Source organism: Corynebacterium sp. Marseille-P4611 (assembly GCF_916618765.1).
Classification (GTDB): domain Bacteria; phylum Actinomycetota; class Actinomycetes; order Mycobacteriales; family Mycobacteriaceae; genus Corynebacterium; species Corynebacterium marquesiae.
In genome coordinates this window covers 1,410,464-1,433,695 of sequence record NZ_CAKAKD010000001.1, presented here as the reverse complement: position 1 = coordinate 1,433,695, position 23,232 = coordinate 1,410,464, and the positions used below count along the sequence as shown (strand labels likewise).

The 23,232-nt window shown below is 59.2% G+C and carries 21 protein-coding genes and 1 tRNA gene; 7 read left to right on the top strand and 15 right to left on the bottom strand.

Going from position 1 to position 23,232, the window contains the following annotated elements; translation table 11 throughout:
• Positions 1-85 precede the first annotated feature (85 nt).
• A tRNA-Asn gene (locus tag LG376_RS06960) sits at positions 86-158 on the top strand.
• A 117-nt stretch (positions 159-275) separates the two neighbouring features.
• Here LG376_RS06960 and LG376_RS06955 read toward each other — a convergent pair.
• The 6 genes from LG376_RS06955 to LG376_RS06930 all read right to left on the bottom strand — a co-directional run bounded on the left by LG376_RS06955 (position 276) and on the right by LG376_RS06930 (position 7,178).
• Positions 276-1,454 (bottom strand): IS256-like element ISCre1 family transposase, encoded by a 1,179-nt coding sequence (locus LG376_RS06955; RefSeq protein ID WP_013887464.1) that lies wholly within the window; start codon positions 1,452-1,454, stop codon positions 276-278.
• A 570-nt stretch (positions 1,455-2,024) separates the two neighbouring features.
• Complete coding sequence (locus LG376_RS06950; protein WP_049377104.1) at positions 2,025-3,269, bottom strand: IS256 family transposase; 1,245 nt, start codon at positions 3,267-3,269, stop codon at positions 2,025-2,027.
• Between the two features lie 365 nt (positions 3,270-3,634).
• Positions 3,635-4,300: a DUF1707 domain-containing protein gene (locus tag LG376_RS06945; RefSeq protein ID WP_225746618.1), complete on the bottom strand. Its 666-nt coding sequence runs from the start codon at positions 4,298-4,300 to the stop codon at positions 3,635-3,637.
• Positions 4,301-4,338: 38 nt separating this feature from the next.
• Positions 4,339-5,520 carry a non-hydrolyzing UDP-N-acetylglucosamine 2-epimerase gene (gene wecB, locus LG376_RS06940; protein WP_225746617.1) on the bottom strand — a complete coding sequence of 394 codons (1,182 nt, stop codon included), beginning with the start codon at positions 5,518-5,520 and terminating at the stop codon, positions 4,339-4,341.
• A gap of 103 nt (positions 5,521-5,623) precedes the next feature.
• The gene (locus LG376_RS06935; protein ID WP_225746616.1) at positions 5,624-6,901 is read right to left on the bottom strand and encodes a phosphatase PAP2 family protein; all 1,278 of its coding nucleotides are present in this window, start codon (positions 6,899-6,901) and stop codon (positions 5,624-5,626) included.
• A 127-nt stretch (positions 6,902-7,028) separates the two neighbouring features.
• Entirely contained in the window at positions 7,029-7,178 is a 150-nt protein-coding gene (locus LG376_RS06930; protein ID WP_005324243.1) for a hypothetical protein, read from the bottom strand.
• Positions 7,179-7,334: 156 nt separating this feature from the next.
• On the opposite strand from LG376_RS06930, the gene LG376_RS06925 reads away from it, so the two are divergent.
• Positions 7,335-7,616 (top strand): hypothetical protein, encoded by a 282-nt coding sequence (locus LG376_RS06925; RefSeq protein WP_005324241.1) that lies wholly within the window; start codon positions 7,335-7,337, stop codon positions 7,614-7,616.
• A gap of 80 nt (positions 7,617-7,696) precedes the next feature.
• On the opposite strand, the gene dnaG is transcribed toward LG376_RS06925, so the two are convergent.
• A complete protein-coding gene (gene dnaG / locus LG376_RS06920) occupies positions 7,697-9,619 on the bottom strand; it encodes a DNA primase (RefSeq protein WP_049378554.1) in 1,923 nt (640 codons plus the stop codon).
• A 211-nt stretch (positions 9,620-9,830) separates the two neighbouring features.
• Between dnaG and LG376_RS06915 the strand changes: the two genes are divergently transcribed.
• A complete protein-coding gene (locus LG376_RS06915; RefSeq protein WP_225746615.1) occupies positions 9,831-10,292 on the top strand; it encodes a ribonuclease domain-containing protein in 462 nt (153 codons plus the stop codon).
• 2 nt (positions 10,293-10,294) lie between these two features.
• Positions 10,295-10,528 carry a hypothetical protein gene (locus tag LG376_RS06910; RefSeq protein WP_225746614.1) on the top strand — a complete coding sequence of 78 codons (234 nt, stop codon included), beginning with the start codon at positions 10,295-10,297 and terminating at the stop codon, positions 10,526-10,528.
• 136 nt (positions 10,529-10,664) lie between these two features.
• On the opposite strand, the gene LG376_RS06905 is transcribed toward LG376_RS06910, so the two are convergent.
• The 3 genes from LG376_RS06905 to LG376_RS06895 all read right to left on the bottom strand — a co-directional run bounded on the left by LG376_RS06905 (position 10,665) and on the right by LG376_RS06895 (position 16,195).
• On the bottom strand, positions 10,665-13,931 hold the full coding sequence (locus tag LG376_RS06905; protein WP_225746613.1) for an immunoglobulin-like domain-containing protein: 3,267 nt from the start codon (positions 13,929-13,931) through the stop codon (positions 10,665-10,667).
• Between the two features lie 347 nt (positions 13,932-14,278).
• Positions 14,279-15,571 (bottom strand): deoxyguanosinetriphosphate triphosphohydrolase, encoded by a 1,293-nt coding sequence (locus LG376_RS06900; RefSeq protein WP_225746612.1) that lies wholly within the window; start codon positions 15,569-15,571, stop codon positions 14,279-14,281.
• Positions 15,572-15,619: 48 nt separating this feature from the next.
• Complete coding sequence (locus LG376_RS06895; RefSeq protein ID WP_225746611.1) at positions 15,620-16,195, bottom strand: YdcF family protein; 576 nt, start codon at positions 16,193-16,195, stop codon at positions 15,620-15,622.
• Positions 16,196-16,249: 54 nt separating this feature from the next.
• On the opposite strand from LG376_RS06895, the gene LG376_RS06890 reads away from it, so the two are divergent.
• Positions 16,250-18,268, top strand: coding sequence for a TPM domain-containing protein (locus LG376_RS06890; RefSeq protein ID WP_225746610.1), 2,019 nt, complete (start codon positions 16,250-16,252; stop codon positions 18,266-18,268).
• A gap of 103 nt (positions 18,269-18,371) precedes the next feature.
• Here the strand turns inward: LG376_RS06890 and LG376_RS06885 are convergent, their stop codons facing one another.
• From LG376_RS06885 to LG376_RS06875, 3 genes are read right to left on the bottom strand one after another with little or no spacing between them, the layout of a single operon-like run.
• A complete protein-coding gene (locus LG376_RS06885; RefSeq protein ID WP_225746609.1) occupies positions 18,372-18,812 on the bottom strand; it encodes a hypothetical protein in 441 nt (146 codons plus the stop codon).
• Complete coding sequence (locus LG376_RS06880) at positions 18,812-19,321, bottom strand: hypothetical protein (RefSeq protein ID WP_225746608.1); 510 nt, start codon at positions 19,319-19,321, stop codon at positions 18,812-18,814. Before LG376_RS06880 ends, LG376_RS06885 begins: the two co-directional genes overlap by 1 nt.
• A gap of 2 nt (positions 19,322-19,323) precedes the next feature.
• Entirely contained in the window at positions 19,324-20,703 is a 1,380-nt protein-coding gene (locus LG376_RS06875) for a glycine--tRNA ligase (RefSeq protein ID WP_005326454.1), read from the bottom strand.
• 184 nt (positions 20,704-20,887) lie between these two features.
• Here LG376_RS06875 and LG376_RS06870 point away from each other — a divergent pair, with 184 nt between their 5' ends.
• Positions 20,888-21,178: a helix-turn-helix transcriptional regulator gene (locus tag LG376_RS06870; RefSeq protein ID WP_049378545.1), complete on the top strand. Its 291-nt coding sequence runs from the start codon at positions 20,888-20,890 to the stop codon at positions 21,176-21,178.
• 73 nt (positions 21,179-21,251) lie between these two features.
• Positions 21,252-21,671: a Fur family transcriptional regulator gene (locus tag LG376_RS06865; RefSeq protein WP_049378544.1), complete on the top strand. Its 420-nt coding sequence runs from the start codon at positions 21,252-21,254 to the stop codon at positions 21,669-21,671.
• A 72-nt stretch (positions 21,672-21,743) separates the two neighbouring features.
• Here LG376_RS06865 and LG376_RS06860 read toward each other — a convergent pair whose 3' ends face one another.
• A complete protein-coding gene (locus LG376_RS06860) occupies positions 21,744-22,499 on the bottom strand; it encodes an isoprenyl transferase (RefSeq protein WP_005324214.1) in 756 nt (251 codons plus the stop codon).
• 10 nt (positions 22,500-22,509) lie between these two features.
• On the bottom strand, positions 22,510-23,226 hold the full coding sequence (gene recO / locus LG376_RS06855; RefSeq protein WP_225746607.1) for a DNA repair protein RecO: 717 nt from the start codon (positions 23,224-23,226) through the stop codon (positions 22,510-22,512).
• Positions 23,227-23,232: the final 6 nt, after the last annotated feature.

The window sequence follows — 23,232 nt, the reverse complement described above, 5'->3', positions numbered from 1 at the left end:
TGCCTTGAACGCACCCCACTAATATAGTTACTAAGCGTCGCACAGAGCGGTTAGCGCATAGCACCTCTCAAAACGACGATCTTATTCCTCCATAGCTCAGTTGGCAGAGCATTCGACTGTTAATCGAAGGGTCACTGGTTCGAGCCCAGTTGGAGGAGCAAAGCTCCCGCTTAGTAGCACTAAGCGGGATTATTTGAGTTTTGTCTATATTTCTTCAGGGCTTCATTTTTGGGTTAAGCGACAAAATGTGTGTCTGCTATCGGCGTGTCGCGGGGTTAGATGTGGCCTTTTTGGATGCCGATTGAGTGTGTGTACTCGGTATCGATACCGTTGTCGTAGAGGGCTGGTTGTCCTGTTTCATAGTCGGCTTGGTTCTCGTTTCGGGTCAGGGTTGTAACTTTGGCGAGTTGGTTCTGGCCCCAGTTGGACTGTCTGGCGATTTCTATTGGATCGCCAGGCAGTTCCGTTTTCAGATACAGCCACCAATCCAGCATTTTGCGTTGGTGCTCACCGCGTCTGCCGCGATGAGTTCTTGCAAGGAGCTTCAGCTGGGCGTTGATGCCGCCTTCAAGACTGTTGGTGGTGGATTTGATCCGGTGCGGCTCGAGCACACCTTTCGGGGGCTTGAGGTAGACAAACAGCAGGTCATTGCGCCACAGGTGGTTGAGACTGTTGTAGGCCTTGCGCACGTTGACATGGGTCCACACGAGTGTGTCTTTTGCTGTTTTCGGGTCTTTGACCTGTGTCTTTTCGTTGAGCCAATCCTTGTAGAGCGTGTGAAACTCTTGCAGTTGTGCACCCCATTGTGCAGCCTCGTCCAGGGTGGTGATGCGGGTGAGTTTCAGCGCGAGTCGGTAGATGGTGCGGCCAGCATCAGTGCGTGGTCGTGAGGTGGTGTAGCGGCGTACTCTGCGTTGGGCGTGCACGAGGCAGCGTTGGATTTTGGTGTTTGGCCAGCACGTTTTAATTGCGCTTGTGGCTCCTCGGCCACCGTCGATCACAGCGATCAACGGTGCTTCGATGCGCTCGAGCAGGCGCTTGTAGTCGTGTGTGGTTTCTTGTTTGCACCAGTGCCAGGCGATGACGTGGTCGAGCGTTGCCGCCACGATCAGACAGCCACCTGCGGTGTAGGTGCCGTCGATGAAGATCTGGTCGTAGACCCTGCCTGTATGGCCGATGGTCGGGTCAGGCACGTCAACCAGCCAAAAGGCATCGAATTTGCGCTGCAGCGTACGTGTCGAGCAGCTCATGTTGCCGGCGATCGCCGCAAGACTGGTCCCGGCGGTCAGGTGCTGGATGAACGCACGAAATAGGGCTGCGTTGGTGATATCGCTGCGCTGCTTGGTCAGTGAAGCACCGCAGATTTTGCACCGCCACCGGGTCGTCCCGTTGCTGGTGGTGCCGTTTCGTTTCATATCGCCGCCACAATGGCAGCGTGGTCGGTTCTTTGGCATTGGGCAACCGAACCACCGCTCCGTAGCACACCATGGCAGCCACACCGGGGATTTTCGCAAGAGAGGGCCAATATATGCTTTTGGAGCATATATTTTCCGCAAACGCGGAGTTCAGAGCATGAAAATCAACGATTCCGGACACACATTTTGTCGCTTAACCCTCATTTTTTAAACGCTGTGGTGCAAGTACTGCTTATACACAAGCGCCTTAAGCCCGAAGACAGCTAAGTAAGAGAACCAGGCTGGGAACCTTGAAGCCACCGGACGGCAGTGTTGAGGAGAATCCTGGATTAGTTTGTCGTGGATTTTTCGTGTCTCCACCTGGCCGGTGACTTTGATGGTCCGCGCGATATTGTCGGGCTAGACTGCCCTGCCAAGTTCTGAGTTGTTAGCCAGGTTTAAAAGATGCCTTCTGCATCTCGGCTTCAGGTCGATTTTTCTAGTTGAAGTCGGAAATATTTGGGCATTGGCAAGGTCAAGTCCTGGGTAGTGGTGTATCTGTTTTCGAATCTGGGGTTAGTTTCATGGCGGTGGTTTAGGGGCCATCTCGGGGATAAGGGGTGAGGGTATTCACGCGGCGATCTCCTGGTTGTTGTCGCGGTCCTCGTCGATGACCCCAGCGGCGATTATCTCTTTGGTCTGTGCCAGGCTGGTCAGTGACATATAACGCTTCTGTTGGATCCAGTCATCGTGCTGTTCGGCCAAAACCGCCCCAACAAGGCGCACAACAGCGTCTCGGTTTGGGAAGATTCCTACGACATCGGTACGCCGGCGGATCTCCCTATTGAGCCGTTCAGTGGGGTTATTCGACCAGATTTTGGTCCACACCGCTCTCGGCGCAGCGGTAAACGCCAACAGCTCGTCGAGACACTCCTCGAGGTAGGTGGCAACGTGAGGGAATTTCTGCTGGCAGAATTCAATAACCTCACGAGCTTGGGCCCACACACTAGCGGCATCGGGTTGCTGAAAGATTGTGTGAAACATCGCTGACAGAGTCGGCCATTGGGTTTTGGGAACCTGGGCCGAGAGGTTCTTCGCGAAGTGCGTTCGACACCGCTGCCAACTAGCCTGCGGCAGGCAGTCACCCACGGCTGCTTGAATACCAAGATGGGCATCACTAGTAACGAGGAATACCCCGGTCAGGCCACGGGCGATGAGGTCCCGAAAGAACCCGGTCCACGACGCGGTAGATTCCGCGGTGGCAACCTGCATGCCCAAAAGCTCTCGGTAGCCGTCAGCGTTGACACCTGTGGCCAGCAACACGCTGGTCTTTACGACACGTCCTCCTTCCCGCACCTTCATTGTCAGCGCGTCGCAGGAGACAAAGTGGTAGGGGCCTTGGTCAAGCCGGCGGGTGCGGAAGTCATCGACCATGTCATCGAGTTCTTTGGCCATCTGGCTGACCTGAGACTTCGACAAGTTGTTGATCCCAAGGGTGGCCACCAGGTCGTTCATCCTGCGAGTGGAGACTCCTTTCAGGTAACAGGTGGCGATGACTGTGGTCAGGGCACGCTCGGTGCGGCTGCGGCGCTCTAGCAGCCAGTCAGGGAAAAATGCGCCGGTGCGTAGCTTCGGGATTGCCACATCAATGCTGCCGACTCGGGTATCAAGTTGGCGATGACGGTAGCCATTACGTGTGTTGGTGCGCTCGGCTGACACGGTGGCGTAATCAGCCCCGCAGACGGTGTCTGCTTGGGCGGAAAGAATCTGGTTGATGAAGTCAGTGAGCATTTGGCGCATCAAATCTGGGGACGCTTGAGTCAGTAGCTCTTCGAGATACGCGGTCGGATCGATATGATGAGGGTCAGCGGCCATCGCAGGGTACTTCCTTTCGAGGATAGGTAAGAGTTGATTCGAAAGGTACCCGCGATGGTCGCCTTCATGCACACCGGCACAAGACTTACCGCGGGCTACAGATACACCACGTTAGGGGACGCAACCCATTGGCAAGCCATGCAGGAGGCAGCGGTCCCGTGCGACTAACTGCTCTACGCCACTGTCCACCGCGCTAGACCAGCTTCCCGACGTTTGCAGCACCACCCCGAGCACATCAAATGCTCCTTGTAGGCCGAAGACTGACGCGGGTCTTCCAAAGCCGGCTCGAAGGGTCCGGAAAAGTGCTGTGAGCGTGTCTGAGACCAAGCCCTAATCCAGATACGCCCTCGAACTCCTAAGCCTACTTAACCGCCGTATCGCCGTCCCACATGCACGTCTACGCCGCCGAAGAGACTGTAGCAATTGACGTTGATTTTTGGCGCATCCACGGGCAGGTCATTCGGATGGATGGCGCCGTTCTCTACCTTGAGGTCATGTCCGCCAAAAAGGCCTACGCCGCTGACGTGGACGCGGAAGCCTTCGGGAATATAGACGTCGACGCCACCAAAGAGGCTCACCGCCTCGATGGTGGTAGAACGACTGTGCAGGGCTACACCCGTGAGATCAATGTCCACGCCGCCGAAAAGGCCCAAGGCAGTCAGGGAACGAGCTACTGCCCCGCCGCTGACAGTAGAACCGCCGAAAATCCCCACCGCAAGGGAGCGCGTCTCCTGCACGCTCGGCTGCACCTGGCGGATGGCCTGCTCCACCTTGGCGATGGCTCTGGATTCTTGCTGGCCCGCATACGGCTTTGCGATTTTTCGTTCCTGCCCAAAAAGGAGCATTTCTGGGTCCTCTACTAGGTCAGCCAGCGGCTCGATGAGCTCAGCGCGGGTCGTTGCATCAACGCAGGCGGCCGAGCGCTTTTCAAAATCATCGAGGTCAATCTGCCCTGCCGAAAGCGCATCCCCTAAGATGTCTGCAGCCTTCATGCGCTCCTGGTGATTACAGCGGATATCCAGCGGTTTCATACCTTTAATATATCCGCTTTCTCCGGCAGTCGCGCGAGTTATTCCTTGTCTTGGGGGCCTTTAGAGGAATCAACCTCAGGCAGGAAATCGTCTACGCGCTCGCCTACTCCGGTCAGCTCCGCGATGGCGGCAACCGCACGCTGCGCGCCCTTGCCATCGCCATAGGGGTTGACGGCGTTGGCCATGGCTTGGAAAGCGGCGTTGTCGGAAAGCAAAAGCTTAGCCTCGGCCACGATGAGCTCACGGTTGGTTCCCACCAGCTTTACGGTGCCGGCGACAACGGCTTCGGGACGCTCGGTGTTTTGGCGCATAACTAGTACCGGCTTGCCCAAGGCTGGTGCCTCCTCCTGGACTCCGCCAGAGTCAGTCAGGATTATGGTGGCACGGTTTTGCAGCTGCGTAAATTGGTCATAAGGCAGCGGATCCGTGATGATGATATTCGGCAGGTGCTCAACCTCCGGCAGGACCGCCTGGCGCACCTTGGGGTTGAGGTGCAGCGGCAGTGCGAAATTAATCTCTGGGTAAGCTTCTGCCAGGTCCTTAACAGCACCACCAATTTCCTTCATAGCCTCAAGGTTCTCGCGGCGGTGGGTGGTAACAACGACAAGCCGCTTATCCGAATCCGCGGCCTCCTGCAGAGCTGGGTCCTCAAACTTGGTGTCCCAGGATGCTGCCTCCAGCAGGGCATCGATGACCGTATTACCGGTGACCACGATGTCCTTGGAACGCACATTCTCGCGACGCAGGTTCTCCATCGAGCCTGCGGTTGGAGCAAGGTGCAGCTCGGCTACCTGACCAATGAGCTTACGGTTCGCCTCTTCAGGGAACGGCGAGTGGATATCGCCGGTGCGCAAACCGGCTTCAAGGTGAACGATCTTTACCCCGCGATGGAAACCGGCAAGCGCTGCAGCCATAGCGGTAGAGGTATCGCCTTGGGAGATGATGACGTCCGGCTGTTCTTCTTCAATGATGGAGTCCAATCCAGCAATGGCGCGGGAGACAAGCTCGTTGAGCCCCTGTCCCTGTTTCATGAGCCCCAGATCGTGTTTCGGCTGAATGCCAAACATGGTGTTGACCTGCTCCAGCATCTCTTTATGCTGGCCGGTAGAGACTGGGACGGATTCAAAGCGCTCATCTTTATCGAGCGCCTTGATGACCGGTGCCACCTTGATAGCTTCCGGTCGGGTGCCGTAAATCGTCATGATCTTGGGCTTAGTCATTATTCTCTTCCTTTAGAGTGATGGAGATACTTCTTCATTGAACCATGTGCAGGAAACCTGTACCCCCGCTCAGGTTTTAGGGCTGCTTAGGTTTTAGAACCTGCTAACCGCTGACACTCACGCCGCCGTCTGGGGTGATGGTCACCTTGGCAGCCATGGCGCGGGCTAGATCGAGGCGTTGCCACGAGCCTCCTTCTCCTTGCCAATCCAATGGATTGCCGGCTGGGCGTGCGGTCTGGCGGAGGACCTCGGCACGCTGATCCCAGGTCAGTTCTGGGTGGGACGCTGCTAGCAGCACTGGGGCGGCCTGCGGGACAACCATCGGGGCGTCGGTGAGGTAGCGCGGGGCAAAGTCATAGTCCATGAATGTGGAGTACTGTTCCACCGCATCGTCGGTGGACCGATAATCGGTACCCTCTGCCCTATCCTGGGCCACCAATTCTTCTACCGTCTTGCCGGTGCGCCACTTAATTTCTTGGCGCACTTCCATCGAGGCTTCCCATAGGGCATGGCGCATGCGCTTGTCATTGAGGCGGTCGGCTGCGGCGGCTTGGCCAGTCATGCGGCCGCCGATGACATCCAGCGGGTAATGCACTCCTAGGACCACGCGGTGGTTGCCGGCCTCTGCGCCTCGCAGCATGAGCTGTGGGCCCACCTCCGGCAGCATGAAGGACATCAGCGTGGTAATCCAGGTTGCCTGATTAGTGTGGCCCGAAGGGAAGGCTGGCGAGGTGGGATAGAGATTCTTGGAACCATCGTCATAGCGCTTAATCGCCTGCGGCGCGCGCTGGTACGGGCGTTGATAGTTGAAGTAGTACTTCTCAGACATCGTGGAATTGGCCAGTCCGCCTGCGCGGGCTGCATAGCCATTCCCTAGAAGGTATTCGGTTTTGGGCAGGCGGTGCTCGGCCAAGGCGGCGCGGAAGGCATCGCCTAGGTTCTTGCCCATCGAGTCAGAAACGGCGTTGAGCACGCTCGTCGAGCTGGCCTTGGCATCGGCCTGCGCGCGGCGGATCAAAGCGGGATCACCGGCTGCGGCGTTATTGATGGCCACGGCCTTATCCATATTTTCTTGGCGGATTTCCGGCTGGGTCTTAATGTGGTCAAAAAGCTGGACTACCTGCCAGTAGTTGCCAAATTGATAAGACGAGACATCGGATTCAAAGCCCGCGATATAATCTGTGCTAAACGGCTCTGGAACCGGGGCACCGGGGTGCTGGACTGGGGCCGGGCCGGTGGACTGCTGGGTGACAGGCTCACGCAGCTGGGGCACGGCCACGGGAAGGGCTGTGGCCGACGGTGCGAGGGCTATAGTCAGCCCAGTAGCCGCGCACAGGGCGAGCCCACGGACTGCGGGGCGAAGATTATTCCGATAGTTCAACGTAGAAACCTTTTGCTAGTATCAAATTCCCACGAATAATATCTAGCTAAAGTTAAGGGGAAGTGAACGCGACGCTAAACTCGCATGCACAATCGTGGATTGGCGGGTAGACCTTTGCGGTCACCGCTCAGCGTTCTTCAGGCCAATTGGGGCCTTGGTGCGCCGCGGCGGTATCCGGTTGATGGCCGGAAGATTCCGCAGAAATGCTCGCGGTAAAAAGCGCGGCCAGCGCCACTGCTGAAGCCGCCGCCGAATCCCTGCGCTTGTTATTTTCCACACATTTAAACTAGCGCGTATTGCGCGCCATGAAAAGTGCTAGTCCAATGCGGGGCTATCGCCACCCCTCACTCGTGGTTGGCGGCGCGTGCCAAAGCTTCGCGGTAGGCTGGTGGAGAACTTTTACTCGCACAGGAATAAGGGGACACGCTAAGCAATGATCCAATTCGTCTTCGGCGCCGCAGCAGGATACGTTTTTGGCACTAAGGCTGGCCGTAAGCGCTACCACCAGATCAAGGGCGCCTACGAAAAGGCCGTCAACTCCCCCGTGACCAAGTCCGCCGTCACTTCTGCACGTAAGGCGGTGGCCAACCGCTTGGACCCGGAACCGCGTATGCGCGAGGTTCGCGATTTGTCTTCCAAGCGCAAGGGCAAGGGCCGGCTGCGCGGATCGCAGGTGGATAATGCGGACCGCATTTATGAGCCCGATGAGGACTAGGTCGATTGCAGACTAGCCTTTAGGCCTCCTCCCCTCCCCTCGGCACGCACCTTATTTGGGGTCGCGCCAAGGGGCGATTTTTATGCCTGGGGAGGCGTGCCGCGAAAGGCGCGGTCGTTAAGCTCGCGACGGGCCTGCTCAAGAGCGACGAGGTCAGCGAAAAGCGAGTTATAGCTAGCCTCATCATCGGAGGGACGCATGCGGCCAAGACGAGCCTTCAACTGGGCGATTTGGTCCCCCACCACGGTTTCTTGCAGGCGGGAAAGAACGGAGTCGGCGTATTTTTCGGGGCCGACGTCGGTAGGCAAAATGGCCTCTACAGCAAGCTCGGAGACAAAGTTGCGGCCGGTGAGATCCTGCATCTCACCAGCTACCGCGGCGATCCATTCCACGGCCGGCATGGTAGCGCCCTGAGCTGCGCCGCCCACGGTAGAAATGGCTTGGCGGACGAGGCGGTAGGCGTCGTTGGTATAGGCGTCGGCAGTAATGCCGTCGAAGTAGGAGCCTGCTACCTGCGGCATCTGCAAGGCCAGCTTGAGGGCCTCGCGCTGGGGCCACAGGTGGGTCTCCTTCGGGCTCGGCGGATGGATCATCGGCACGTCTTGTTGTGCCGGCTGCTGTTTCGCATTTTCGAAGCGGCGAATGGTAGGTTTTTCGGCCTTCTTTGGCTTGCGCGCCTCCGCGCGCACTTGTCGGAGAACCTCTTCCGGATCAGGCCAGCCCACCCAGCCAGCTAAGCGGCGGGCGTATTCACGCTGCAAAGGTTGATCGCGGATCTGTGCTACCACGGGTACCGCGCGGCGCAGGGCCTGCAGGCGCCCCTCAGCACTGTCGATGCTGTACTCCGCAATAACGGATTGAATGACGAACTCAAACATTGGAATGCGGTCCGCGATAAGCTCGCGCACGGCGGCATCGCCTTTTTGCAGACGCAGATCACAGGGATCCATACCATCGGGGGCCACGGCAACGAAGGATTGACCGGTGAACTTTTGCTCGCCGTCAAAGGCGCGCATGGCGGCCTTCTGCCCTGCCTCATCGCCGTCGAAGGTATAGATAAGCTCGCCATTGAAGTAGGAATCATCCAGCATGAGCCGGCGCAGTACCTGCAGGTGCTCGCCGCCAAAAGCGGTACCACAGGAAGCAACGGCGGTCTTGACGCCTGCAGCATACATAGCCATGACATCCGTGTATCCTTCTACCACCACGGCCTGGTGTTGTTCGGCGATATTACGCTTGGCCAAATCGAGGCCAAAGAGCACCTTGGACTTGCGGTAAAGCATGGTCTCAGGGGTGTTCATGTACTTGCCGAGCTTGTCGTCGTCGAAAAGCTTGCGCGCGCCAAAACCAATGACGTTGCCGGAAAGGTCCTTAATCGGCCACAACAAGCGACGATGGAAGCGGTCGATGGGCCCACGCTTGCCCATCTTGGAAATACCGGCCGCCTCCAGCTCTTCAAAGGAAAAGCCTAAGCGCAGCAAGTGTTTGGTGGCCGTATCCCATCCCTCCGGCGCATAGCCACACTCGAAGTCATAGATGACTTCGCGGGAAAAGCCGCGATCCAGCAGAAAGTCGCGCGCGGTAGCCGCCTGCGGGGTCTCCAATTGCTGACGGTAGAACTCGTGCGCGGCCTTATTCGCGGCGATGAGGCGTTGGCGGGTGCCGGGCTTCTCATTGCGCGCGCCTGTGGAACCGCCCTGGTAGTTAATGTGATAGCCGATCTTCTGCGCTACTGCTTCAACGGCTTCTGGGAAGGAGACCTGCTCCATCTCCATCAAGAAGCTGAAAACATCACCACCCTTACCGGTGGAAAAGCAGTGGTAATAGCCGCGCTGCGGGCGCACGTGAAAGGACGGCGTCTTTTCATCCTTGAATGGGCTAAGGCCCTTAAGCGAATCATGCCCGGCCGGCTTGAGCTGCACATACTCGCCGACGATTTCTTCTAAAGGCGCGCGTTCACGGATAGCTTGGATATCGCTGTCCGGAATTCTGCCTTTTGCCATGCGTACAGACTACCCCGCGCGCGGTGGGAACGCTCAACTGCCTAGGACAGGAAGGTGCCCTTCGCCAGGGTTCACAGTTTGGGCGCAAATCACCCTCTGTTGGGGTACTTTCCACATGCTGTTACCTACCCCCGTGACGGGGCAATTTTTGGCCTCGCAATTGACCCGGGGCGATTTATACTTTTAGCGCCGCACCTGCAACAATAAAGGTATGCCCAAGTCCAAAGCGTCCAAGAAATCGCTCCCCGTTGCCCTCGGTGGCCTTGCGCTTGCCGTCGTTGCAGGCTACTTCGGTTTCGACCTCGGCGGCGATGGCGATTCCTCTGCTTCTTCGCCGTCCGAGTCCGCAGGCGGCGCTAAGGCTGGCGACGCCGATACTTGCGAGATGTCTTCCCTCCCTGCCGAGGCCAAGGACACCGCAGACGATATCTTGGCCGGCGGACCCTACGACTATCCAGATAATGACAACGCCCGTTTTGGCAATTACGAGGGCCAGCTGCCCCAGCAGGACAAGAACTACTACCGCGAATACACGGTAGAAACCCCAGGCAGCCACAACCGCGGCGCCCGCCGCATCATCACTGGCGGCGGCAGCGAGACCGACCCGGACGTGTGGTACTACACCGATGACCACTATGAAAGCTTCTGTTCTATCCCGGACGCAGAGGAGTAATCATGCGACGCATCCTCATTACTGAACATATCCGCACCCGCGCGGACTTCTTCAACGCGCTCGGCCGCATCCGCGGCTGCGAAGATTGTGGGCCACGCAACCTCGATGACCTCGCGGACTTTCTACGCGAGCAGCGCACCAGCGTCATTGTCGCGTCCGATATGGATATGGATGGCGAAGGTTTAGACGCTATTGCCACCGTGTTGGAAGATCAGGGCGTGAAGTTGGTGCGCTAGCTGTTCTCAGCACTGTGGTATTAGCAAGCGGATAGATTTAAGGCCGAACCGAGGAACTTTCATCCTCAATCCGGCCTTTTGGTCTTATTTCCCGCGGAGTTCTACGAGCCTAAGCTTCGCAAAGATCCTGTGCTCTTTAGAGTCCGAAGGCACTCTTCAGCTTCTGGATGGTGTCCGGTGCAAAGTAGTTCAGAAGACCCGCAATGATGCCGGTGGCGCCTACAGCGCCGATGAGTGCTCCGAAGATGGCTGGGAGGACCCGATCTGAGCTGCCTTGATTCGAGTTGGAACTGCTCGAAGAGGAATCAGAGCTGGAGCTGCTTCCCGCGCTGTGGTTGTCATTGGTGGCGGTAACTTCAATGACTCGAGAAGCAATGGCTTGGTTTCCAGCGGAGTCCGAGACCGTGTAGGTGACCGAATAAATGCCTGGCTTGGATGTATCAACGCTGCCGATGACCTCCACCTTTTCGGTTAGATCACCATCTTCCTTGTCCTTGGCGCTCACGCCCTTGGTCAGATCAGCCTCTGCGCCCTGGGAGATGGTGAGCTTCTCACTGGGGACGACAAGCTCAGGAGCCGCGTTATCAGCAGCGTTTTCCTGCGCGGTGAAGACACCGAACTGGCGGACGATGCCGCGCTTGGTGGTGTCCTTAGAAGAGACGTCGGCAGTCGTGGCATACCAGCCGTAGGTCTGACCAGCCTTTAGGTCCTTGTAGATCGTGCTCGTAGGCCAACCAGACTTAGCGGTGTCCTTACCAATTTCCTTGCCGGTATCGGTCAACGCGACCATGGAGTTGGTCTGGAAGTCGGTCTTGCGAGTCTTGAACTGAATCGGCACACGGAATTCATCTTCATGGCCGTTATAGCGCTGGCGGTCGTCGTACTCGGTGGCGTTGTGGTCATCCAGCAACGGCGAGTAGGTATCCACCACCATCTCATTGTTTTTCAGGTCAAACTGCAGCAGACGCAGGTAGCTGGAACCGAAGCGAAGGCCGGTATCGCCATCGTACTTGCCCGTTTCAGTCAGACCCAGTTCATCGGAGCCGACCTCGTAGAACTGGTAGTCCGCCAAGAGCTCGGTCACGTGGTTATTGGTATGGCCTACATCCTTGCGGGTGACAATGGATACGCCGTGCTCGTGGCCAGCCAGGACCAACGCAACGTTCGGGTTCTTCTTAATCACGTTGTCATAAACCATCACGCCATCGTGGGAGAAGTCGGAGTTGCGACCGTCAGGGCTATTGGATGGCTTAAGGTAGGCGTGGGTGAGCACGATGGCATTGCGCTCTGGGTACTGTTTGAGCACCTTATCGGCCCAGGCTGCCTCTTCTTCAGTGACGTCATAGCCCAAGTGCAGGGCGATGAAGTCCATTCCGTTGGTAGTAAAGAGGTCATAGTGGTTGTCGTTATCGCCCTCAGCATAAGGGTGATACGAAGCATCTTCCTTGGCCCAATTGCCCTTGCCCTGCTGTGCCTCGTAGCGATCTGGGCCGAAGTACTCGTTGTACAGGTTGCCCGCACCAACATCTTCACCACTGATGTTGTCGTGGTTGCCCGGAAGTACGCCGTTGACCACACCTGCATCCTCCAAGTTCTTCTGGGCCTTGGACGCGACCTCAAACTCCTTCTTGGCGTTGGCACGGTCAGAGCCTGCTACACGCCAATTTTCAATGAGGTCACCGGTGTGTGCAGAGTACGCGATCTTGCGCTTTTCAGCGTTGTCAGCAATCCACTTAGTGGCGGCGGTATAGCCTTCCTCCCACTTCTTGCGTTCCTCGGCAGTGGCCTTCTCTACCGCACCTTCGGAGAGGTACTGCGTATCGGTGTGGTGCGCGATGGCGAAGTCATAGTCGTTAGCATCTGCGAATTTCTCGTTGACCGGCTCATTGAGATCATCGGCAAAGACGTCATAGCCCACCACCATGGTGTGGATAGTATCGCCATCCACAAAATCGCTATTGACCTGCGCGCTCAGGCTTACCTGATCCTCGGATACACCGCGAGACTCCGCGAGCTTTTCCCACGCAGAGGTCTTGGTATTCCACGCCATGAGGCGAACGGCGCGCTTGGGATCCACCGCTCCGGACCAGGCAAGGTCGTGGGTTTCCTTATCTGCGTCCTTGAGGGACAGGTCAAAGCGTTGGAATGGCATGTTCTCGGTAGAAGCGGACTTCTGTGCCTCTTCGTTTGACGGGTTCAAAGACTTCTCAAAGTCCTCGCCATCCTGATATTCAAAATCCAGCTCTTCCGGGATTTCATCAAAGGTTCCTTGGAAGCCCTTTTCCGCTACGCTGACATCTGCTTCAGTAAAGGTGGTTTCCACGTCCCCGCCGCTCGGGTTTTCGGCGCGGGCGGAAATGGTAGCGCCGTTTCCGGTAGGAGTGGAATCGGTTCCGGCAGCACCCGGTAGGTTGCCGGAAGTGAAATCGATGGACTGCGAGATTTGGTTGCCAAAAACATCGTGGCCTTCAACCTCGATGACGTGGTTGCCTTCCTTCAGACCAGTGCCGATCTCCTGCCCACGCTCAATCTCCTCACCGTCTAGGGTGTAGGTGAGCTCACGGGAGATAAGAGCTTCATCATTGACCTCGACGTCGAAAGTCACCGGACTGGTCAGGTGGTCACCTGCGCTTGGGGTGGAGCTGGTGATTTCCGCCTTCTTGTCCGTGCTCAGGTTCGAATCCTCATACAGCGCCGTCACGTCTTGTGCGCTGATCGGCTCGGAGAAGACGCGTGCTTCACTGACTGCCACGTCAGAGTAGAACTGGGCTCCATTGTTTGGGCCAGAATCCGCACCGATCATCACAGCGGTCGAGTTGCTCTTTGGCTTTTTAATCTCACCGGTGGCACCGGTGTTCTCGGCGACCTTCTCGCCGTTGACGTAGAGCTCATTCTTGGTGCCATCGAAAACGCCGACCGCGTGGTACCACTGGCCCGGCTCCATCTTTTGCTGCGCCTTCTTGTATCCACCGTTGGCATTGACGGTAAAGGTTAGCTGGTCACCATAGATGACCATTGCCCAACCGCCAGCTTCCTTATTGGCACACAGGCTCTTTTCGTTGCCGTCAAAGTCGCCGTCATAGCGGAAGACACACTCGACGGTGAAGCCGTCTTTTACTTGGTCAAACTTATCTCCGATATCGAAGCCGACAGCATCTTTGCGTCCGTCGAACTGAGCAACGGGGCGCTCGAGCACGCTGTCTTGCTCCACCGAGGGCGCACCGATGGTTAGCGGCTCGGTTTCGGAGGCAGAGTTGGTGATAACCCCATTGTCGAGGGCCATATCGAAGATATCTGCTTTAGGAAGGGATTGAGCGGAAGCGAAAGCGGGAGCCATTAGGCTCGAACCGGCCAGGCTGATGGAGGTGATCAGAGCGGCCTTATAAAAACGTCGTTGAGACACGAGAATTCCTTGATACTTAGTAAATGGGAGAGAGTTCGCGTCCAGTCATAGTGGAAGCGAATGGGACTAAGAGTAGGCCGCCCGATTTACGCGAAGTTGTCGGAATAGTTACGCCAAAATGAACGCGATTCAAATGTTTTGGCTAGGAATTATTTCCCTTCCTCTTTCCAAGTTAGGTCGCGTCTAAATACAGAGAAAAGGGAAAGCAGAACATTCAGGCTTAACGAGCCACGCATTGTTTAGGTCATAGAAATTTGCCCGAGCTGAAACGGTGGCTCTCCAGTACGATCCTTCAAGCGCGATAGAACACTGTGAGCCTCGCAGGCTTAGGACAATCCAAGCTTGTTCTAACTCAAAAACCCCGACAGCTCCGCACTCCGGCGGGCCAAGCGCTCCAGGCGGGACTCGGTCATGGACGCAATCTGGTCGATGATGGCGCGGTCACGGGCGGCATCAGAATCGGCCTGCTCCCACCACAGCCGGAAGGTGGCATCGAGCGAGCCGGGGGCGCCGGCTACGAGGTAGTCGTAGACGCGGTAGATGCGCTCGCGCTGGCGGTCTTGGCGTGCAAGATGGGCGGGTTCATCCATGACATAGAGAACCGCGATGGTTTTCAGCAGCTTGACTTCGGCTTCGGCTTGCTTGGGCACAACGAGGTCGCCGTGCATGCGGCCAAGGGTAGTGGAGGCGATGAGATCGGCATTGGCCTCGCTGGTAGCGCCAACGGTCGCGCCCACATAGCGTCCGACGAGCTCCGAGGTCATCTTTTTGAGGTTGGCGTAGTCGCGTAAAGAATAGTCAAAGTCACCGATGGCGTTGATGACGCTTAAGTTGCGCAGGCTATCGGCCGCCTCCAAGAGCTCATCGGCGGTGCCGCCAAAGGCTTTAGCGCCCTTTTCTGCCAGCTGGGCTAGCTCAACTAGATCCCAAAGGACGTTAAGGGAGATGCGCCGGGAGATGATGCCATCTTCCACGTCATGCACGGAGTAGGCGATGTCATCGGACCAGTCCATGACCTGGGCCTCGATGCACTTGCGGTTATCGGCATGGCCCTCGCGCAGCCAGTCCAAAAGGTGCGCATCCTCGTCGTAGGCGCCGTACTTGCGGTTGGTGGTGCCGTCCGGGTTGGTCTTGGTCCAGGGGTATTTGCAGGCGCCGTCAAGGGCCGCGCGGGTGAGGTTGAGACCAAAGCTCTGGGGCTGGCCGTGGGCATCGTCCACAATGACTTTCGGCTCCAGGCGGGTGAGGATACGCAGAGTTTGGGCGTTGCCCTCAAAGCCGTTGAGGGCAACCTCATTGAGGGCATTCTCCCCGTTGTGGCCATAGGGCGGATGGCCGATGTCATGGGTCAGACCGGCCATATCGCAGAGATCGGGATCGAGGCCGAGCCCGGAGCCGATGCTGCGCGCGATTTGGCCGACCTCCAGGGAGTGGGTCAGCCGAGTGCGCGGGGTATCGCCGTCGCGTGGTCCGACGACCTGCGTTTTATCCGCTAGCCGGCGCAGCGCGGCCGAGTGCAGCACGCGGGCGCGATCGCGGGCGAAGAGCCCGCGGTGCTCTTCCACGGGGTGGAAGGCTGAGCCCTTCGGCTTTTCATCGGCCAGGCGGGCAAAGTCAGCGGCGGAATAAGAATAGGACACGGCCTAAAGTTTATTCCGCCAACAGGCCTTGTGGGTGAGCAACGTGGCTTAAGCGCGGTCGTCTTCCTGCTGAATCGTCTGATGCCGCAGCTTTTGATTGGGCCGCAGCACTTGTTCCACGCGGTAGAAACCATTGCGCAGTGCCGCGGCGCCGCGCGGCGGCAAAAGGCCGGCCACCAGCGCGTAGGCCACGCCACCGGTTTCATGGGCAAGGTAGCGCCACCACGGCTTAGAAAAGCGCGCGGCCGGGTAATACGGCGTGCCGGAGACGGTGGCCTTGATGCCCTCTTGGCGGGCGATGAGGGCGGTGCGCGGGCGGTGGAGGGGATCGGTGATGATGGTGGCGCTAGAAAGCGCGAAGGCTTCCTTGACCGCGCACAGGGAGCTGCGGGTATCCATCCCCTCCTCCACCGCATGCACGGTCAGGTGTGGGAAGTGCTCGCGCAAAAAGGTGCGGCCGACACCGGCCTCAGTAAACCTATCCCCGGGCAGCTTGCCGCCTACGGTAATGACCTCCAGTCCCTCGGCGGTGGCGAGCTCACCAGCATGGCGCAGGCGGCCGGCCAAGATCCGGGAAGGGCGGCCATCGTATTGGGCGGTTCCTAAAACAATTGCGTACTTCACTGCCCCACTACACTACCTGCCCGAGGGCGAAGGGTGGCCGGTAAAGTGGTGGGCATGAATTTGAGTGCACGTTTGGGCCGCGCGGCCATCGCCGCTTTCATTTTGGGCTGCACCTCTATCGGTGCGGGGTCTGCCTTTGCCGCCGAGACCACCACCGTGGCGCAGGGCACTGCCACCCTCCAGGACAAGGTCACCGATGAGGCCGGGGTATTAAGCACGCAAGAAAAGGCCGAGCTCAGGGAGAAGATCGGCCAGCTGCAAAAAGAGGAGCACTTAACGCTCTTTGTCTACATCACTGATGAGTTGGGCACGGATCCGGAAAGCTTGGCCGCCCAGGCAGTCAAGGACAAGGGGCCGAACTCCGCGGTCTATGCGCTATCCATCAATGACCGCAAGATGGGCGTACAGACCGGCGATGCTTGGCCTAAGGGCCGGCTGGATCAGATGTATGACGCCGCCTATGACAAGCTGGCCAGTGACGAGTACGGTGCGTCGGCCCTCGCGCTTGCCGACGCCGCCTTGGGCAACTCCAGTTCCTCCAGCTCCTCCGATTCTTCCGGCCTAGCGTGGCTGGGCGGGGGTGCGGCCGCCATCGTCGCCGCCGGTGGCGGAATCATGTACTACTCCCGCCGCAATACTAAGAAGAATAAGGCGCAGACGCTCGAGTCGGCCCGCGAAATCGCCCCGGGCGATACCGATCAGCTGGGCCGCCTGCCGCTGGAGACTTTGGACCAGCTGGCCCAGGAGGAGTTGGTCTCTACCGATGAGTCCATCCGCCGCGGTAAGGAGGAGCTTAATATCGCGCTTTCCGAGTTCGGTCCAGAGCGCGTGCGCCCATTTACCAAGGCGATGAACCACTCCACCTCTACCCTGCAAAAGGCCTTCCACCTGCGCCAGCGCTTGGATGATGCCGTGCCGGAGTCCCCGGCCGAGCGGCGCCAGATGCTGGTAGAAATCGTCTCCTCCTGCGGCCAGGCCGATGATGCCCTCGATGCACAGGCCGAGGAGTTTGCCAAGATGCGCGATCTGCTCATCCACTCCGATGAAAAGCTAGATGAGCTCACCCAGCGCACCGTGGGCCTGCGCGCCCGCCTGCCGGAAGCCGAGTCCACGCTGACCGGCCTGAAGTCCAACTATGACGAGCACGTGCTCTCCTCCATTGCCGATAATCCCGAGCTTGCCGCCGCTTCCCTCGATGAGGCCGAAAAGTTGCTAGACAAGGCCCGGAAGGTCCAAGAGCAGCCGGCCGGCCAACAAGGCCCGCTCGTGGGACTTATTCGCGATATCGAGCACTCCTGTGAGATGACGGATCGCCTGCTGACCGGTGTGGAAAACGCTGAGGAGAATATTGCCACCGCCCGTGGCAACCTCGAGTCCCTCATTGCCGAGGTCGAGGGCGAAATCGACGAGGCTCGCGAACTCGAGCGCCAAGGCAAGGCCCAGGGAACCACCGCGGATTGGGACAAGCTCGAGGATCTGATCGGCCGCGCCGGCACCGCCGTCAACGAGACCAAGACCCACGGCCAGCAGGATCCGCTAGGCCAGCACACCGCGCTGACCTCTATCGATACCCAACTAGATGAAGCACTCGACCGCGTGCGCGAGAAGACCTCCACGCACGCGCGCCAGCTGGATCTCTTCCGCCAGCAGATTTCCGTAGCGGAATCCAATATTCAGGCTGCAGAGGACCTCATTTCCTCCCGCGGGCGCATCATCGGCTCGGGTGCGCGCACCGCGCTTGCCGACGCCAAACGCCTCCACGCCCAAGCCCTCCACACCGAGCGCAGCGATATCCGCGCCGCTCTCCAGTCCTCCCGCGAGGCGGTGGCCGCAGCCCAGGCGGCGCTGCAACGCGCTAAGGATGACATCGACGAGCACCGTCGCCGCCAGCAGCGCCAGCAGATGGGCAACGCCGCCGGCAATGTCGTGACCGGTATGGTCCTTGGCCAAATGCTCGGCGGCGGCCGCGGCTTCGGCGGTGGTTTCGGAGGCGGCGGCTTCGGCGGGGGAAGCTTTGGCGGCGGGGACTTCGGCGGTGGCGGCGGAGGCGGCTTCCGCGGCGGCTCCTTCTAACCCGCCCATTCCGCCTAGCCTGCCCACTCCGCCCCACGGCCCGGCAGCCCTGCCCTGGGCTCGCGCGCGGGTGGCCCGACTCCCGGATCTCACCGGCGCAGGGCTAGGTGCGCAGGGTGCGCGGGGTGGCGTCGAGAAGCAAGCAGGCGTAGCTCAAGAAGATGGCGTCGAGCTCCGGCAGCTCGCCCACGCTCACGCGCAGGCCGCCGCCGGCCGGCGCGGTGCTGGCAACCTCGTTGCCCGTGCCGCGGGCCACGATGCGGCGCTCGCGGCGGAAGGGGTTGCGGCGCTCCAGCAGGTACTCGCGGTCAGCGCAGATCGCGCGCAAGCGGGTGACAGTCATCCCGGCCTGGGTGACCGAGAAATCCTCGCCCGCGGCGGTCTGCGCGCGCAGGAAGAACCGCGGGGAGGAAGAATCCAGCGAGGATTCTACTGTGAGGCGCTCGCCGGCCGCGGTGGCAAGCACGCCGTCGCGCACGGAGGCAAGCTCGTGCCCCTCGGCGTTGGTGAGAGCGCCCGCGCGCCAGGTCCACTGTGCAGTCATTAGAGGACGAATAGCGCGACGAGGGCGACGATGGATGCCAGGACCAAGGTAATGATCCAGGCCCAGGCCTTGCCCTGGGTATTGGCATCCAGGATGACGCGGGTAAACCAGCTCAAGCCGGCGATTTCCGCGGCGGTCAGGCCCTCGGCATCGTGCTCGAATTCGAGGATGGCCTTGCGCACGCCGGAATTGCGCGCGGTAAACTGCCCTACCTTTTCGTCATCGACGTCATCGATGATCCAGTCGCCGCTGTTTTCGTTGATGAAGGTGAAGGTACGGCCATTGAGCGATGCCTCTAGGCGCTTGTCGCGGCCGGGGCGGCCGGCGAGGCGGTAAATGGAGCCGTCGGCAAGTGTGGCAGAGGCGCCAAGGTCACTGACCTCGGTGCGCCAGAAGTGGCCGTCCACCTCCGCGGAATGCTCCGAGAATACGCCCAACTGCTCCGGGCCTTCCTCGGCCAAGAGCACGGGCTTTGTGCGATCGGAGCGATCCCAGCTGGTGTAATGCATCCCTAGCACCCAATCAGGCGGGCGGCGAGGTAAGCCTCGAGGTCATCGAGCTTCACGCGCTCCTGCTCCATGGTGTCGCGCTCACGCACGGTCACGGCATCGTCTTCGAGGGTGTCGAAGTCGAAGGTGACGCAGAACGGGGTGCCGATCTCATCCTGGCGGCGGTAGCGGCGGCCGATAGCACCGGAGACGTCAAAGTCCACGTTCCAGTGGGCGCGCAGCTTATCGGCTAGCTTGCGGGCCGGCTCGGAGAGCTCTTCCTTCTTGGACAGCGGCAGTACGGCCACCTTGATCGGTGCCAGGCGGCGGTCCAAGCGCAGGACCACGCGCTTATCGGTGCCGCCCTTGGCGTTCGGAGCCTCTTCCTCATCGTAGGCATCCACCAGGAAGGCCATCATGGAACGGCCCAGGCCGGCGGCCGGCTCGATAACGTACGGGATCCAGCGCTCGTCATTGGCCTGGTCATAGTAGGACAGGTCCTCGCCCGAGCCCTTGGCGTGTACGGACAGGTCATAGTCCGTACGGTTGGCCACGCCCTCCAGCTCGCCCCACTTGGAGCCCTTGAAGCCAAAGGCGTACTCCACGTCCACGGTGCGCTTGGAGTAGTGGGAGAGCTTTTCCTTCGGGTGCTCGTACAGGCGCAGGTTTTCTTCCTTGATGCCCAGGTCCACGTACCAGTTGTAGCGGTCATCAATCCAGTACTGGTGCCACTCTTCGTCCTCGCCCGGCTTGACGAAGAATTCCATCTCCATCTGCTCGAACTCGCGGGTGCGGAAGATGAAGTTGCCCGGGGTGATCTCGTTGCGGAAAGACTTGCCGATGTTCGCGATGCCAAATGGCGGCTTCATGCGCGAAGAGGTCATCACATTCTTGAAGTTGACGAAGATACCCTGTGCGGTCTCCGGGCGCAGGTAGTGCAGGCCCTGCTCATCATCGACTGGCCCCAGGAAGGTCTTGAGCAGACCAGAGAAGGCCTTTGGTTCGGTCCAGTCACCCGGCTGGCCAGTCTCCGGGTCATTGATATCTGCCAGGCCGTTTTCTGGCTCGTGGCCGTGCTTTTCCTCATAAGCTTCAATGAGGTCGTCGGCACGGTAGCGCTTGCCGGTATGGCGGGATTCCACCAGCGGGTCAGAAAAGACCTCGACGTGACCGGAGGATACCCAGACCTGACGCGGCTGGATGACGGAGGTATCTACGCCCACGACGTCTGCGCGGGACTGAACCATGTGGCGCCACCACTGGCGCTTGATGTTTTCCTTGAGCTCTACACCAAGAGGGCCGTAGTCCCACGCGGAGCGGGAACCGCCGTAAATTTCACCTGCCTGGTAGACCAAGCCGCGGCGCTTACACAGGTTTACAACGGTATCGATGACGGATGCCATTAGTTTTCGGACTCCTCTGGTAGGGGACAGTCTTGACAATCTCGTTCAGTCTAACCCGAAGCACTTCCCGGCGGTGGGATTGGGGCATGAATTTAATCTGAAATAAATACAACGTATTGCACGTATCGGGTAATATAAGGGTGACCGACAGGTAATAGGTATTTAATTGAAGGTGACATTCCCTATGACGACCACTTACAAGGCCCCAAATACTTCTGCGGCTGCCGGCGTTATCGCCGCCCTCGATTCGCCCCTACGCATCGCAATTATCTCTCGCTTGGCCGAGCGCGATCACTTCGTGCACGAGCTGGTCAAGGCCACCGGCAAGTCCCAGCCCCTTATCAGCCAGCACCTGCGCGTGCTCAAGCAGGCAGGTATCGTGGACTCCGAGCGCAGCGGCCGCGAGGTAACCTACTCGCTCATTGCGCCGCAGGTTTTGGACCTGCTTGCCGACGCCGCCAGGATCGCCTCCTAGCCCACCCCTCTTCCGTGCATATAAAGCCGCCTGAGCATGCAGTTGTTGAAAAAGAATTGATAATATTGCGGTCATGGCTTTACACGACAGTATTCCCAAACTAGGAGCGCGCAATACCAAGCAGCGCACCGCAGTCGTCGAGGTGCTCCGGGAAATGGAGAAATTCTCCTCCGCTAAGGAGATCTACCACGAGCTTCAAGAGCGCGAGGAGAAGGTGGGCCTGACCACCGTGTACCGCACCCTGCAGTCCCTAACCGATATCGATGCGGTAGACGCGCTCCACATGCCCAATGGCGAAACCCTCTATCGCCATTGCGAGACCGACGCCCATCACCACCACTTGGTATGCACTAAGTGTGGCCGCACCGAGGAGATCGACGGCGGCCCCATTGAAAAGTGGGCCACCTCCGTAGCGAAGGACTATGGCTTCGAGCTCACCGGCCACGATGCCGAGGTCTTTGGCATCTGCAGCGACTGCGCCGCTTCCGCCTAAACGGCCACCCGCCGCCCCCTCCCCTAACCTCAGTCTCCACCCCGGAGCCTGAGGTTTTATTTGTGGTGCGCGCTACTTTTTAACGCCACCGAAGCGGCGGTCGCGCCGCGCGTACTCCTCGATGGCGGCAAACAGGTCCTCCGGGGTGAAATCCGGGAAGAGCTTATCCTGGTAAATCATCTCCGCATACGCGGACTGCCACAGTAGGAAGTTGGAGGTGCGCTTCTCCCCGGACGGGCGCAGGAAGAGATCCACATCCGGCATGTCCGGATCATAGAGATGCTGCGCGATGGTTTCTTCCTTAATATCGCGTGGGTTGAGCTCGCCGGCTGCAACTTGCTTGGCGATGTCCCTAAAGCCATCCACCAACTCTGCCCTACCGCCGTAGTTCACACACATGGCCAAGGTCATCTTGGTATTATCCTTGGTCAGCTCCTGGGCAGCCTCGAGCTCCTTAATCACTGAGCGCCATAGGCGCGGGCGGCGGCCGGCCCACACTACGCGCACACCGCGCTCATTGAGCCACTCGCGCTGGCGGCGCAGCACATCGCGGTTAAAGCCCATAAGGAAGCGGACCTCCTCGGGGCTGCGGCGCCAATTCTCCGTGGAGAAGGCATAGGCCGAAAGATAAGGAACGCCGGCGGCAAGGCAGGCATCGACGACGTCAAGAAGCACGGCTTCGCCGCGCCTATGTCCCTCGGTGCGCTTCATGCCTTTTTCCTGGGCCCAGCGGCCATTGCCATCCATAACCAGCGCAATATGGCGCGGCATGAACTCGTCCGGGATATTCGGCGGGGTCAAAGTGCGGTTCGGGTCTGGCGTAATCACGGGCTATATTCTACTGCTCCATTACCTGCAATGCGGAAACATTGCGCTCCATGTGCCACTGCAGGTGCGCCCGCGCTAGGCGGTGCCCCTCCTGCTTTTGCGCATTCGTTGGATTCGTCGGATAGTTATGCGCTAAAAGCCACAGGTGGTGCAGGGTTTCGGGGTCTACCTCGGCCGCACCCGGCGGCCGGCATTCGTGGCACGCCGCCCCACCAACCGCCGGGTGAAAGGCGTGGTGCGGGCCGGGCCGGTTGCACTGGGCGCAGTTGAAAAGGCTCGGTGCCCAGCCGGCATGCGACATCGCCTGCAGCAAAAATGCATCCAGCGCCATGGTCGGGTCTGAGGTTTGCAGCTGCTCCAAGGTCGCGGTGACGGATTCGTAGAGGTAGGGGTCATGGGCGGCGTCGGCAAACGCAAGGTGCTCTGCCGATTCCAGCACTGCGCACGCGGCTGTGTAGCGCTCATAATCCTCAATGAGGCGCGCGCCAAAGTAATCCACCGTATCCGCTTGGGAAATGGTGGCTAGATTTTTTCCCACATACAGCTGGACATCGAGGTTGACAAAGAGCTGCAGGCGCGAACCAAAGCGCGACTTGGCACGGCGCACGCCCTTGGCCACCGCGCGCACGAGGCCATGATCGCGGGTAAGCAGGACTATGACGCGATCGGCCTCGCCAAAATCATAGGTGCGGATGACCACTGCGCGGTCACGATAGTTCTCGCGCATAGTGGT

Coding starts and splice junctions, on each gene's coding strand:
- LG376_RS06955 (WP_013887464.1), bottom strand. CDS start 1,454: ATGCCAAAGAACCGACCACGCTGCCATTGTGGCGGCGATATGAAACGA.
- LG376_RS06950 (WP_049377104.1), bottom strand. CDS start 3,269: ATGGCCGCTGACCCTCATCATATCGATCCGACCGCGTATCTCGAAGAG.
- LG376_RS06945 (WP_225746618.1), bottom strand. CDS start 4,300: ATGAAACCGCTGGATATCCGCTGTAATCACCAGGAGCGCATGAAGGCT.
- wecB (WP_225746617.1), bottom strand. CDS start 5,520: ATGACTAAGCCCAAGATCATGACGATTTACGGCACCCGACCGGAAGCT.
- LG376_RS06925 (WP_005324241.1), top strand. CDS start 7,335: ATGATCCAATTCGTCTTCGGCGCCGCAGCAGGATACGTTTTTGGCACT.
- dnaG (WP_049378554.1), bottom strand. CDS start 9,619: ATGGCAAAAGGCAGAATTCCGGACAGCGATATCCAAGCTATCCGTGAA.
- LG376_RS06915 (WP_225746615.1), top strand. CDS start 9,831: ATGCCCAAGTCCAAAGCGTCCAAGAAATCGCTCCCCGTTGCCCTCGGT.
- LG376_RS06910 (WP_225746614.1), top strand. CDS start 10,295: ATGCGACGCATCCTCATTACTGAACATATCCGCACCCGCGCGGACTTC.
- LG376_RS06890 (WP_225746610.1), top strand. CDS start 16,250: ATGAATTTGAGTGCACGTTTGGGCCGCGCGGCCATCGCCGCTTTCATT.
- LG376_RS06885 (WP_225746609.1), bottom strand. CDS start 18,812: ATGACTGCACAGTGGACCTGGCGCGCGGGCGCTCTCACCAACGCCGAG.
- LG376_RS06880 (WP_225746608.1), bottom strand. CDS start 19,321: ATGCATTACACCAGCTGGGATCGCTCCGATCGCACAAAGCCCGTGCTC.
- LG376_RS06875 (WP_005326454.1), bottom strand. CDS start 20,703: ATGGCATCCGTCATCGATACCGTTGTAAACCTGTGTAAGCGCCGCGGC.
- LG376_RS06870 (WP_049378545.1), top strand. CDS start 20,888: ATGACGACCACTTACAAGGCCCCAAATACTTCTGCGGCTGCCGGCGTT.
- LG376_RS06865 (WP_049378544.1), top strand. CDS start 21,252: ATGGCTTTACACGACAGTATTCCCAAACTAGGAGCGCGCAATACCAAG.
- recO (WP_225746607.1), bottom strand. CDS start 23,226: ATGCGCGAGAACTATCGTGACCGCGCAGTGGTCATCCGCACCTATGAT.